11 protein-coding genes are annotated in these 13,545 nt (G+C 48.4%); 8 read left to right on the top strand and 3 right to left on the bottom strand.

Going from position 1 to position 13,545, the window contains the following annotated elements:
- Window positions 1-454: 454 nt before the first annotated feature.
- Complete coding sequence (locus KV201_RS04810) at window positions 455-1,783, bottom strand: DUF4785 domain-containing protein (protein WP_226058679.1); 1,329 nt, start codon at window positions 1,781-1,783, stop codon at window positions 455-457.
- A gap of 11 nt (window positions 1,784-1,794) precedes the next feature.
- Window positions 1,795-2,652: a hypothetical protein gene (locus KV201_RS04805; protein ID WP_226058678.1), complete on the bottom strand. Its 858-nt coding sequence runs from the start codon at window positions 2,650-2,652 to the stop codon at window positions 1,795-1,797.
- Between the two features lie 874 nt (window positions 2,653-3,526).
- On the opposite strand from KV201_RS04805, the gene KV201_RS04800 reads away from it, so the two are divergent.
- From KV201_RS04800 to KV201_RS04765, 8 genes are all read left to right on the top strand, one after another.
- Entirely contained in the window at window positions 3,527-3,874 is a 348-nt protein-coding gene (locus KV201_RS04800) for a hypothetical protein (RefSeq protein ID WP_011846399.1), read from the top strand.
- 124 nt (window positions 3,875-3,998) lie between these two features.
- A complete protein-coding gene (locus KV201_RS04795) occupies window positions 3,999-4,700 on the top strand; it encodes a TetR/AcrR family transcriptional regulator (protein WP_226058677.1) in 702 nt (233 codons plus the stop codon).
- Window positions 4,697-5,833 carry an HlyD family secretion protein gene (locus tag KV201_RS04790; protein ID WP_226058676.1) on the top strand — a complete coding sequence of 379 codons (1,137 nt, stop codon included), beginning with the start codon at window positions 4,697-4,699 and terminating at the stop codon, window positions 5,831-5,833. Before KV201_RS04795 ends, KV201_RS04790 begins: the two co-directional genes overlap by 4 nt.
- Window positions 5,830-6,786 carry an ABC transporter ATP-binding protein gene (locus tag KV201_RS04785; RefSeq protein ID WP_012088758.1) on the top strand — a complete coding sequence of 319 codons (957 nt, stop codon included), beginning with the start codon at window positions 5,830-5,832 and terminating at the stop codon, window positions 6,784-6,786. Before KV201_RS04790 ends, KV201_RS04785 begins: the two co-directional genes overlap by 4 nt.
- A complete protein-coding gene (locus KV201_RS04780) occupies window positions 6,776-7,897 on the top strand; it encodes an ABC transporter permease (RefSeq protein WP_006081051.1) in 1,122 nt (373 codons plus the stop codon). The genes KV201_RS04785 and KV201_RS04780 overlap by 11 nt, the downstream gene beginning before the upstream one ends.
- Before the next feature lie 121 nt (window positions 7,898-8,018).
- Complete coding sequence (lepB, locus tag KV201_RS04775) at window positions 8,019-8,978, top strand: signal peptidase I (protein WP_226058675.1); 960 nt, start codon at window positions 8,019-8,021, stop codon at window positions 8,976-8,978.
- A gap of 279 nt (window positions 8,979-9,257) precedes the next feature.
- Window positions 9,258-10,544: an acetyl-CoA hydrolase/transferase family protein gene (locus tag KV201_RS04770; protein WP_226058674.1), complete on the top strand. Its 1,287-nt coding sequence runs from the start codon at window positions 9,258-9,260 to the stop codon at window positions 10,542-10,544.
- Between the two features lie 217 nt (window positions 10,545-10,761).
- Window positions 10,762-11,592, top strand: a complete 831-nt coding sequence (locus tag KV201_RS04765; RefSeq protein ID WP_226058673.1) for an enhanced serine sensitivity protein SseB C-terminal domain-containing protein — start codon at window positions 10,762-10,764, stop codon at window positions 11,590-11,592.
- A 209-nt stretch (window positions 11,593-11,801) separates the two neighbouring features.
- On the opposite strand, the gene KV201_RS04760 is transcribed toward KV201_RS04765, so the two are convergent.
- Window positions 11,802-13,034: a serine hydrolase gene (locus tag KV201_RS04760; RefSeq protein ID WP_226058672.1), complete on the bottom strand. Its 1,233-nt coding sequence runs from the start codon at window positions 13,032-13,034 to the stop codon at window positions 11,802-11,804.
- Window positions 13,035-13,545: the final 511 nt, after the last annotated feature.

Genomic DNA, 13,545 nt, shown 5'->3' with positions numbered 1-13,545 from the left:
TTGAGTATTGGCTAGCGTACTGTGGGAAAACGTACCGTTAGTTACCACTCTTATAGTTATATTTTTGTTATGTTTTTATGGTAAGTGCTGGGCTGTTGTCAGCCTAAGGTTTGATGTCAAAGCCTTGACATTATGCCTATTACATTTGTTATTTAAAAGGAATAACCCTTGATAATCAATGTAAATTTTATTCATGGCAGCTATGGGTAATCATCTTCGGCTTGTCATTTTTCTGTCAACAGTTTGTGCTTTATACTGAATGTTAAATAACGCAGCGGCTTTTGGCTGTTTATTAGCAAAATATCAACAATGGAAAAGTGCCCACTATGGGCACTTTTCAATTAGAGAGAAAACTCGGGCGGGCTAACTTGAGCAGATGAGCCTCGCCTCTGGTTTAACATTGGCATTTAAAGCCCGCGTCTTCTATCTGCTCCTTAATATCAGCAGCTTAATGTTAGCGGGTTAAGATCAATGCCGTGGCTTGATAGCTTAATCTGGCCATTTGCCCTTGATCTTGCAGTTCTAACTCATTGAGTTCGAATGGCGGCTGTAAACCCGAGGCTTGGATGAGCTTAGGATCTAACATCAGCTTTAACTTTGGCGACTCTGGGGTCAGCCAATTAGCCGCTTGGGTACGTAGAATCGCCACCTTTTGACCTTCGGCATTGGTGCCGGTTAACGTGCCACTTAAGCCAAAACGTCCCGCCTCGGCGACCGATAACTCAAAGTTGATTTGGTTAGGCAAACCTTTATCCCAAACCGTGAGCACTTCGGGCTTGATGCTCGCCGAATTGACATAGGACTTAAAGACAGATTTGACCGTGCGCTGCACTGGGCGGCCATCGACTTGGGTTTGCACTGTAATTTCAACTTCACTGAAACCCGCATTACTGCTCGAAAGTGCCACGCCCGCGGGGATCACCGCTTGCCATGTCTCACCTTGTTTTACCATCGTCAGTGGTTGCATATCGCCATCGGCTTGCTTGAGTGTTGCCTGCGGCACGAAGGTGTTATCACTTTGGCTGAGTGCGAGTTCAAGCCCAAGGGTTTGCGCATCAGCCGCGATAGCGGAGGAGGCTTTGACACTCAGTTGATAGGGCGAGCCTTTTTCCTTCACATTGACTAAGTAGTTGGCGCTTGGCGTTAACGGCTGACTGACCTGCAGGCGATATTGGCCCGGTGTGGCTTTCGCCGACATTTGCAGTGCGCTGGAATCATCGGTTAATCCTGCGCTAGCAAGGGCATCGGCGTTGGCCATCGATTTGACCAATGACTCATTGGTGTTTATCCCGCTGCTGTTGGCCGCTTTGCCTTGGGGTGACTGATTAGGGCTAACGCGCTGAATTTGTACGCGCTCAGGGGCAATAGCCTCTGCATGCATTAAGGCGCCAGAACTGGTATCGCCCCGAGGCGCAATGCGCACTAGGCTCGACGCTTGGCTCATGGTGAGGCCCACGCCCGCATTAAGCTGCGCGCCCGTTACATTGACCCAATACTCGTCACTTTGGCTGGCTTGTTCAAGCTGCGGCGCGCTTGCCTGATACTCGCCATACAAAGGGGTGATAAAGCTAATGTAGTCCGTACTGGTGTTAATGGGCGCCAGTGTTGGACTGGCAATATTGCTATCGACGAGATCAGTATCGCTCGGTGCGGCTAGGGTTAACCCTTTGGCGTACATAGGGCTGGCATTGGTTTTGGGATCTATAGGTGTGGCTTCATCTTGGCAGGCTGCGAGCAGTCCGCTTAGCGCCAAGACACTGGCAAGTTTGCTGAGTGTGTGCATCTTAGTGCTCCTTAAATATGGTTGCGGATCAGCGTGTCTAAATTGAAACACGCACGGCGGCTCTGCTGATGGCTTAGGGGTTCTTGGCCACGGGTCTTTTGTTTATCGATAAACCAGACTGTGCCAGCTGCCTTTTGCGAGCTGCAATTTAAGAAGCCGTCGGAGCAGCTATCGAGCCAGTTTTGAGTGGTTTCGAGCGCGACTTGGTATTGGTAACCCGCGCAGTAACTGTCGCTGTCCCAAATGGCGGAATCAACATCTGAGCCCACCACGACTTCGAAGGGTTTACCCAGCGATGGGCGACCTGCAGTGCCGTAGAGCATAGTGTTGTTGTAGTTTGCCATCCAACCCACTTGCTGTTGTTTCACCGCATTGCTGCCATAGCCTAAGAGCCAGCCTAAGCTGGTTTCGAACACATTACCTTGGTTCACCGCATCGGCGAGCGGCGTACCAGCACTGGATGGGGCGAGGGCGATAACCTTTGAGGTGGCGTTGATCACCGCAGGATAACGGCTGTCCCACGTGGGGTTAGATAAAATCCACCGCACTACGTTGCCACCATTGGAGTGGGTCAGCAGAATTAAGTCGTCGATATTTTTGGCTTGGATAAAGCTATTGAGCTGGGTCGCCAGACAACCTGCGGCGCTTTCTTCCCACATATATTGGTCAAAGTCGCAGTTGATCACTGTGTAATTGTTTGGCACTGGGATGCCTTGGCGCACTGAGTTAACAAATTCGGGCGTCCAGTAATCGGCTAAGGCATTGGTCTGGTGACCCGTACCGTGGATAAAGGCAACTCCGGTTGCAGCTAATGTCGCTGGGCTGACAGCTAACAGACCCAAGAGCATGAGGGCTTTTTTGATCTTCATGGGTATATCTCGTGTTGTTGGTCTTGTTGATAGTGGCCGCGCAGTCCGTTGCGACTGTTTAGGGCAAATCGGTTAATGCTAAGGATTTGCCGTAATTTAGCGTTAAATCGGCTGACATGGCTCGGGTTATATGCGCCATAGGCGCGGGTTACTCACTTTGGGTAGAACATGATTTAAGGCCTGAATACGACGGATAGGGTGAATGCGCTAGTTTAGGTTGGCAGCCGATGTGATTGCCGTAACTTAGCCATTATCAACAGGACTTAACTCAAGCTTCTTAACCTAGACGCAACATTTTGAGCTGGCAAGTAAAAAAATCACCATACAATTGAATAGCATGGCAGTATTTTAAAGCATACGTTTTAATGTCAATATCGAGGGCGATAAGGTGATGATAAGCAATGACTAATAAATGGTACTGTGTTTTATGGTGTTTGAAATCATGGCTCGATTACGCAAAAGAATTTTCTGTGACATTGGCTTTGCGTTTGAGTTAATAGGTTTATCGTTCTGTATATAAAGGTTTTTTGGATAAATCCGCTAAACTTAGCCACTCGCTTTGTGAGATCGACATCAGCTTAGTGCATTTACAGCGTAAACCGATTAGGCTGAGCTGAGTTAAAGTAGCATCAACGTGATGAATACCCATACTGCCAAGCTTGCACGCATTTATGATATGTCAGCTTTTAGGTCATTGATTGAAGCATTGATTTAACCATTGATTGAACCACAGATTTGAACCATTGGTTGAATTACTAATAGAAACAGCGATTCAAACAATGATTGAGCGATGGGCTGAAATACGAGATGCAATGCGACTTGGGCAGGATTAAAGAGATAAGGGAGAATAAGTTTGGCGATAGAACATAATGAGATGGTGAGCTGCTTAAGTGGATTGCAATGCCGCACTAATTTCACCATAAAAAACATTACCGAATACATGCTCCCAGACACCAAAGAGGCGTTCTATTTACACCTCGACGGTAAATCACCGAACTTGATTATTCGGCCCGCATTTGAGGTTTTTTCTGGCGAACTCGCCACCATTGCAGGCGTGCATGCCAAATACGATTATTTCCACAATGCGGAGATGACTCGTTTTCCAAAGCGTTTGCATAAGAGTCTCACCGAAACCCACTATGGACTTGCCTTTAGCTTTGACACAGTCGAAGCCGTGCAGCAATTTGTCAGCCGTTTAGGTGCCATAGTCAAAGGTGCATAAATTTTAGTCTTGACGCTTTAGGGTTAAATTCCTCAATACCAATGAAAATGAGGAATTTAACTGCTGCCTTTTTACGCGGCGTTTCAGTATATTCATCAGTAGATGAATTTTGCTGGAGCCTGCCATGTCGCTTATTCCCGGTCGTCCTAGGGGCGTTGTTCCATTTACTGCCCAACCCGAGTCGTCGCCCATTCTCGGTCGTCCGAAGGGAAACTCAGACGCGCGTCAACGCTTAATAACCGCTGCCTTAAGTCTCTTTAGTCATCGCAGTTATCCTACAGTGTCTACCCGTGAAATCGCCCGCGAAGCCGAGGTCGATGCTGCACTTATCCGTTACTATTTTGGTTCGAAAGCGGGTTTGTTCGAACAAATGGTGCGGGAAACCCTTGAGCCCGTATTAACCCGCTTACGCGAAATATCTGCAGTTGAAGCGCCTAATAATGTCGGCGAAATCATGCAGACCTACTATCGCGTTATGGCGCCCAACCCTGGCTTGCCACGGCTGATTATACGGGTGTTGCAGGAGGGCGATGGCTCAGAACCCTATCGGATTATCTTGTCTGTATTTGAGCAAGTGTTAACTCTGTCGCGGCAATGGCTCGAATCCACCTTAGTTAATTCAGGATTATTAAAAGAGGGCGTCGACCCCGATTTAGCACGGCTAAGTTTTGTAAGTCTTATGGTATTTCCGCTTATTGCCCCGCCCGTATTAATGCGTCAGTTCGGCTTTTTTGATGCCGATGCTGCGCTTTTGCAGCGCTTAGCTCTGCACAATATGCAGGTTTTTACGCAGGGACTGTTATGTGAACCAAGGAGCCAGTCATGAGCTCAACGAAAGGTTTAACGATGTTGAATGACCAAGATTTTAGTCGCAATCGTTTCAGTAAAAACAACTCAAGTAACAACAGGTTAAGTAGCAGCAAGTTAAGCAACAGCAAGTTAAGCAATAATAAGTTAACTAATCAAACCGCGTTAATTAAAAGAGTCGCGACAGGTGTCGTTTTAGGCTGTTTGCTGCTGTTAGCGGCTTGTACCCAAGAGTCGCCGAGCGTCCTTGGCACAGTCGAGCGTGACAGGCTGACACTGACCGCGCCCGTGGGTGAGTTGATTACTCAGGTAAATGTGGTTGAAGGTCAGCAGGTTAAGGCGGGCGAAGTGCTACTCACACTCGATTCGACTTCGGCCAATGCGCGCCTTGCCCTGCGTCAAGCCGAGCTTGAACAGGCCAAGGCTAAACTTTCTGAGGCGGTGACTGGTGCGCGTTTAGAGGATATAGAACGCGCCAAGGCCGTGCTCGACGGGGCAAATGCCAGCGTGAAGGAAGCGCAGCGAGCCTTTGAGCGTACCAACCGTTTGTATGCCACCAAAGTGCTGAGCCAAGCGGATTTAGATACCGCCCGTGCGGCGCGGGATACCAGTTTAGCCAAGCAAGCCGAGGCGGAGCAAAGCTTGCGCCTATTAGAAAATGGCACCCGTAGTGAACAGCTAGAACAAGCTAAAGCCGCGGTGGCCGCCGCCAGCGCCAGTGTCGCCATCGAACAAAAAGCCTTAGCCGACTTGAGCTTAGTGGCGGCGCGTGACGCCGTTGTCGATACGCTACCTTGGCGTGTAGGCGATCGCATTGCGGCGGGTACTCAGTTGATTGGTTTGCTGGCGAGTGAGGATCCCTATGTGCGGGTTTATCTGCCCGCGACTTGGTTAGACAGAGTGAAGGCCGGTGATAGCGTCAATATTCTTGTGGATGGCCGCGAGATACCGATTACTGGCACAGTGCGCAATATCCGCAGTCAACCTGCTTACACGCCATTTTATGCGCTTAATGAGCGTGATCGAGCGCGGCTGATGTATCTGACAGATATTACTATTTCTGCCGAGGGTCAGGATTTGCCGACGGGCATGGCATTAGCTGTGGAACTCGATGTGCAGCCAAAAGTGCAACAAAAAGTGAAACAGCCATGAGCCACGCCGATTTTGCTATCGAGACCCAAGGCATGACCCGCGCCTTTGGCGGCGTCAATGCGGTGGAGAATCTCGACCTCGCCATTCCCAAGGGAACCATTTATGGGTTTCTTGGCCCCAATGGCTGCGGAAAATCCACATCAATCCGCATGTTGACTGGGCTGCTGAGCCCAACGTCGGGGGAAATCCGCGTCTTGGGTGAAACCTTACCCGGCGCCGAGGAAAAACTGCGTCGCCGCATCGGCTATATGACGCAAAAATTCTCCCTGTACGACAATCTTTCGGTGCGGGAAAACTTAGAATTTGTCGCGCAAATTTATGGTTTGAACCGCCGAGCCTCAAAGCTGCGGATAGCCGAGTTAGTCACGCTGTACGATTTAGTCGGCCGAGAAAAACAAATGGCAGGCTCCATGAGTGGCGGCCAGAAACAGCGTTTGGCCTTAGCGGCGGCGACCTTGCATCACCCCGAATTGCTGTTTCTCGATGAGCCGACCTCGGCGGTCGATCCCGAGAATCGGCGCGAGTTTTGGGAGCGCTTATTCGATCTCTGCGCCCAAGGCACCACGATTCTTGTGTCGACTCACTATATGGATGAAGCCGAGCGTTGCCACGGTCTGGCGATTTTAGAGCGGGGGATAAAACGCGCCGACGGTTCACCCCAGCAGCTGATGGCGGCGATGGGCGCTCGGGTGGTTGAAATTTCAGGGGATGATTTACGCAATTTAAAGCAATCATTGATCAGCGAGTCCGCGGTATTATCGGCGGCGCAAATCGGCAGTCGTTTACGGGTGTTAGTGCGCAGCGATATTGAAGATCCGCTCGCTTGGCTTAAACCTCGGGTTGCCAGCCGTACGATGGAAGAAGTGCGCGCTAGCCTAGAGGATGTGTTTGTCACTTGCACCGGCGAGCGTTTGGCTGGGGTGTCCAAGGGAGCAACTGACCATGTGGCGTAGAATTTTTGCAATTGTCGTCAAAGAGCTGCGGCAATTATCACGGGATCGTATGACCTTTGGCATGATAGTCATGATCCCGCTGGTGCAACTGATGTTGTTTGGTTATGCCATCAATACCGATGCGCGCCATCTGCCCGCGGGGCTGGTAAATTTGAGCGATTCTGCCTACAGCCGCTCATTGGTGCAGGCGGTGGAAGCGACGCAGGTGGTGGATTTTAAACAGCGTTATTTAAGTGCGGCCGAGGCAGAGGCGGCGATCACTCGCGGCGAAGTTAAAGCTGTGCTGTATTTGCCCGCCGATCTCGATGAGCGCTTAGTGCGTCACCCAAGCTTTGCGGGTCAGCAATATTTAGCTCAGCCCGTCGGGCAATGGCTGGTGGACGGTTCTGATACGGTTGTCGCCTCAACCATTCGTAGCCTTAGGCAAATGCCGCTGGATGAAGTCGCAGGGAGAGCGCAAAAAACCGTGATGCCGAGTTTTGAAGTGGTGCAATATTTTAATCCCGAGCAACGCTCTGTAGTCAATATCGTGCCCGGCCTGCTGGGCGTGATTTTGACTATGACCATGGTGATGTTCACCTCCGCCGCCATAGTGCGCGAGCGCGAGCAGGGCAATATGGAGTTTTTGATCACTACGCCAGTGCGGCCGCTGGAGTTGATGCTGGGTAAAATCGTGCCCTATGTGATCGTCGGTTTTGTGCAAGTGACCATTATCCTGAGCGCAGGGCATTTGTTGTTTGATGTGCCGATTCGTGGCGGAATCGACTCCATCGCCCTTGCCGCTATGTTGTTCATTTGCGCCAGTTTAACTTTAGGATTAGTGATTTCGACCATAGCGAAAACCCAGTTGCAATCGATGCAAATGACGGTATTTATCCTGCTGCCATCGATTCTATTGTCGGGGTTTATGTTCCCCTACGAAGCCATGCCCATCGCGGCGCAGTGGATTGCCGAAGCCTTACCCGCAACCCACTTTATGCGCATGTCACGGGCCATAGTGCTACGCGATGCCCAAGTGATGGATCTGCAATTTGATGCCCTGTGGATGATAGGTTTTACCTGTATCGGGCTATTTATCGCCAGTATGAGATTCTCTAAGCGTCTAGATTAATATTATCATCAGTATGCTGATAGTCGCATGGCAGGCTATCAGCGACAGGGAATGAGGTTGTGCTAGGTTAGGCAGTGAATTATGATGCCGTTTTCCAAATCTAGGGTGAAACGGAGTTCAATTGGATATTCAATGGAAGCCAAAAGCTTGGCTCGCAATATTATTAGGCCTATTTTTTCAGCCGTTTGTATTTTTATACGTTAATCAATTTAAATATTTTATTCGATATTTTATTGGTGCGCTGATTATCGCGGCCGTGGATGTATTTTTACACTCCAATTACTTCCCATTTAAGTCGGGGAATATGGCTTGGCTTCAACATATTTACCTCTCTTGGTTATTTATTGTTATTTGTCCCATTCACGGGTTTATGATCGCCCGTCGTTACGATATTACTCAACCCCGCCGCTGGTATGCTCGCTGGTGGATAGTGTTAGCGAGTTACGCTTTGATGATGTTACCGCTGATTGTGTTACGAGGTTTTTTCTTTGAGCCTTTTAGTATTCCGGCCTCTTCCATGAAGCCGACGTTAGCGCCCGGCAATCATGTGTTGGTGAGCAAGTATGGTTTTGGTAACTATCGATATTTAGGTTTTCAACTGGCTAAGTCGACGCCATCGGTAACACCCGCAAGAGGGGATATATTGGTATTTCAATACCCTGCAAACCCGGCAATTGATTATGTAAAACGTGTAATTGGTCTACCCGGCGATAGGATTATCTATCGCGACAAAACCATTTTTGTGCAGAAAGCCTGCGATGTATCGAGGGAAGCTTGTGCAGGATTGGGCTCTCAATACGATCTTATCGATAAAACCTTATTACCCGAGTTCAGTACTGAGACTCAAGCCGTTTACCAAGAGTCGCTGGATGATATTCACTATCAGGTATTATTACTCCGCCATCAGAAAGAACTGGTTGATCGCTATTATGTGCAAGAAAACACATTAAGGGGTGAATGGTTAGTTCCCGCTGGTCAGTATTTCGTCTTGGGTGATAACAGAGACAATAGCTTAGATAGTCGATATTTTGGGTTTATTCCTCAAGACTTGATTATTGGTAAAGTGATATATATTTGGTAAGGCTGAGTGCTGATGGGGATAACCTAATACGGGATTATTGGTGTTATCCCTAATCAAACTGTTGCAAAGCATTTTAGCCAGAGGCTTTATTACCCTCTAGTGCCAAAATAGGTTGAATGTGTATTTTGAGATCCAATTAATAATCCAGAGTTTGATATAGCGCAAACTATAGATAAACAGTCGCGCTAAGCCATTGAAATCGATATTGCTTAATTAGGATATCCCTTACACTACTGCTAGGGCCATTGCCGCCATCATGCTTAGGGAAGGGAATTCATTATGCCTGCAATCATTTGTCATAGCGCGCTCGAAGCCGTTGCATTAATTCAAAGTGGCGAGACGCTGTGGACGCATTCCATGGGCGCCACGCCGCGGATTTTACTCGATGCGTTGGCGCAGCACGCACTCACTAAAGACAATCTCACCTTATTACAGTTACATACCGAAGGCGCTGAATCCTTAAGCCATCCGAGTTTACAGGGGCATTTACGTCATCGATGTTTTTTCGGTGGTCTGCCGACGCGGGCATTATTGCAAAGTGGTGATGCGGATTACGTGCCGATTTTCCTGTCTGAAGTGCCTAAGTTATTTCGTTCCGGCGAGCAAAAAATTGATACCGCAATTATCCAAGTGTCGCCACCCGATAAGCATGGCATGTGTTCCTTAGGCATTTCGGTTGAAGCAACGCTCGCAGCTTGCCAAGTCGCGGGTAAGATCATTGCTCATATTAATCCACAAATGCCACGCACCCATGGTGACAGCTTTATCCATATCGACCGTTTTGCCGCTGTGTATGAGCAGAGCGCGGCGTTGCCCATTCATTCCTTCGCGACGGGGGATGCGGTGAGTTTGGCGATCGGTAAAAATGTTGCCCAATTGGTGCGTAATGGCGATTGTTTGCAAATGGGTATAGGTGCGATCCCCGATGCAGTGTTGTCTTGCTTAACCGAACATAAAGACTTAGGCGTCCACACTGAGCTATTTTCTGACGGTATATTACAACTGGTTGAAAAGGGCGTGATTAACAACAGCAAGAAGCGTTTTTATCCGGGGAAACTCGTCACAGGATTTGCTTTGGGTAGTCAAAAGTTATACGACTATGTTGATGATAATCCTGCGGTCATCTTTATGGACATAGAGCAAGTCAACGACACGGCCATTATCCGTAAAAATCCCAATGTGATGGCGATTAACTCGGCGCTGCAGGTCGACCTTTCAGGCCAAGTGTGTGCTGATTCCATTGGCACTAAAATCTATTCTGGTGTCGGGGGCCAGATGGATTTCATCCGCGGAGCAGGGTTATCTGAAGGTGGTCGTTCTGTTATTGCGCTGCCCAGCACTGCCGCGGGAGGAACGCTTTCTCGCATTGCCAGCGTGTTATCACCTGGCGCAGGGGTTGTCACCACTCGGGCCCATGTGCATTACATTGTGACCGAATACGGCGCCGCCAATCTACGCGGTCGTTCACTGCGCGAACGGGCACAAGCGTTGATCGCCATCGCTCACCCAGAATTTAGGGAGCAACTGAGTCGTGATGCCTTCGATGTTTGGGGCTTAAGACTGTAGTTTTTAGGTGTGATCCCTCGTTCTGATCTGTCGCTCAGTCTTCATTGATGGCAAGCATAAACATAAAGAGAGGTAGGCTGGGCGTACTAGATCCCTCGCGCTCAATGTTTTAATATGCCCGCTCGATATTATCTGTTCAGTGTTAATTGAATTGCTTAAAGTATTTTAACGCTTTGATAAGAAAGGACTGAACTGCTAAATAAAAGGATGTTTGTCAATGCTGTACCACTTAGAAGCGACCAATCCACTCGAACAATGTTTTGAAAAGGCATTAAGCAATAATGCGCACGCTGAGGCGTTTTATCAGCAATTGAGCCAAGCAAAACTCTTTATCTTGAGTGAGGGTAGCGAGGATGCGCCGCAGGCGGGCGATGGTGCTATCGCGATCAGCATCAAGCAATGGTATATCCCCTTAGAAGATGGCAGCGATCATCCTTTCACCCCTATTTTTACCTCTCAAATCGCGGTTGATAAAGCCATTGAGCTGATGAAAAGCGAAGGCACTGAGTACCATGGCGTGATGGAACTCGAAGCGGCCACGATTTTTCAGCTGCTATTGCAGTCGGGCAATGATATGGCGCTGAATCCCAACAGTAATATGTCGAAAACCTTAGATGAAGATGAGATCCGCTACATGCTATTGCCGGATTTTTCTTTGGTGGAACAAAGGGGCGCACTGGTTATTCTGGGCAAAGTCTTCAGTGAGGAACTGCCCATTTTTGCGGAGTTAAAGGAAATACTCTCAAACTATAAGCGTGTCCAGAAAGCCTATCTTATCGAGTCCAACTCGTTGAACTTTGGTAGGAGTTGCACAGATCATGCGCTCTGTTTGATGGTGCAGTTTGTCGCTGACAATGCCGATGATTTTAGCCGGATCAGGGCAGATGTGGATAGAATGCAGCGCAAAATGGACCCCAATAGTTGGGAGGTGAAAGTGCATCAAATGCGCGCAGATGTTCAAGAACCCCTCGGACAGTTTTGTGTTGAAAAAGCCGAGCCTTTTTACCGTCAGTCGTTGTTTGCAAAAATGAAGCGCTGGTTTGCCTAATCATAAATAACAGGCTTATCTTTTTACCTGCTAATTGAATGAGTTAAGGCTTATTCGCGCTTTCTGTGGCGATCATCGCTGCGATTTTTCCGCCGCTATTTTAAAGTGAGCCGCCAGCTAAAGGGGTTTTAGTCTGGCGTCTGGCAATGTACTGTTTCTCTTCGCATTACTGCTCAATGTGCTGTTATTTAATACCTCATTTAAGCCGCTTACTTTTCTGTCACTTTAAATTCTAGCCAGTCATATTCTGCTGAAATACTGGCCAGAATTTCCTTTATTAAGGCGGCACCATTATCGCCGTTGGTCAGCACAACTGCTCCCTGTCCGGTTTGGGTATAACCATATAATTGGCTGCGGAAGCCTTCATTGCCGCCACTATGGCTAAAGCTTATCCGGTCTGGCAGTTGTTCAACAAAAAAGCCAAGGCCGGTTTCACCCAATACTCGGGTTAACATGGTTTTGGTCATATCCGTTGAGAGTATTTTATTGGACGTTCCCGCCTCCGACTGTTGCACTTCAATGATGACTTTGGCTAAATCCGTCGCCGTCGTCCACAGACCTGCTGCCGCCAGCTCGGGGTTTTGATGCCACAGACCCGCAATTGCAGCGCCATTTTCATCATGTCCTGCAGCGGCATTGCTGCGCGCTTCGGCTGGTAAGGTTTGTGCGAAGAAACTGTGCTGCATATCTAAAGGAGAAAAGAGGGTTTGTTGCAGCAATTGCGGAAAATCCTGTTTGCTGGCCTCAATCATCATCAATTGGGCGATAGTGTAACCACCACCAGAATAGCTCCATTGGGTGCCTGGTACGGCTTCGACCCGAATCGCATCGGTATTGGACGGAGCAACACCGTTTAGCACGGCCAGTAAGTCGGGCAGAGGCTGGCCATCGGCATAACCTTTAAAGCCATGAACATTGATGCCGCCACTGTGGTTAAGCAATTGTCGTAGGCTGACTTTGTGCTCTTTGGTAAATTCATTGTCAGGCAGCTTCCAGCTGAGCAATTGGTTATTGATATCACCGTCCAGTTGCAGTTTTCCTTGTTCAACCAGATGCAATGCTGCCATTGCGGTGAGGGATTTACTGATGGATGCGGCCTGAAATAATGTTGTTGGTGTTGTACTTTGCGCACCTTCAGTACCGTCTTTTCCCGCAATATTGACGCCATAAGCCCGAGCCCATTCAATGCGGCCATTATTGACGACCGCAATACTGACCGCTGGCACCCGATAATAGTGCATCCGATCCACAAGGTTCATCTTTTGCGCTGAGGCGCCTTTAGCAACCACTAAGCTGGAAAGCCCGTGCTCGACGCGGCTAATGCTGTCATTTTGCGCCACATCATCTTGAGTGGCAGTCGCGGCTGATACTGCTCCCGTATAACAACAGCCGAACATCAATAAAGCCAACGTGTTACGTAGCGGATTTAGCATATTGAGCATGTGATTTTAGTCCTTTATCAAATGTTGAAAATCCTTGGCGAAACAGGGGGCTGGTGTTCGTTTGTCAAAACAGACGGCAGTATTTAGCGCGGCACATCACTGAGTGTGGATTTGTCGCATAACAGTCTGATGAACTGAACATATTGGACTGTGGTTACAGTTGCAATATCGCAGGTGTAACCAATGATGACACGCTTTAGTTACCAATAGGTATTCAGCTATTTGCCATCGCGTATGATGCCGCTGCTTTAATTCAACGCGGCGAGACTTTGTGGATTCATTCAATAGACGAACAGTTAGATACGCTGATCTTCATTGTCACTCAGACTTTAGGGGCAAACTGAGTCGTAGTGCTTTTGATGTTTTGGGATAAAGACTTGCCCAAGTTTTTGTTTTAAAAGACTAGGGGCTGTTGATCTTTCGAGAGTGATTTTTAGACAGCATGGCAAGACGTTATAATTTGCTTCGCCAAAAGTAACCATAACCTCAAGCCATGCCAAGACTTATGCTA

It is taken from the genome of Shewanella sp. SR1, assembly GCF_020447145.1.
Taxonomy (GTDB): Bacteria; Pseudomonadota; Gammaproteobacteria; order Enterobacterales; family Shewanellaceae; genus Shewanella; species Shewanella baltica.
This window is presented reverse-complemented; position numbering and strand designations above follow the sequence as displayed.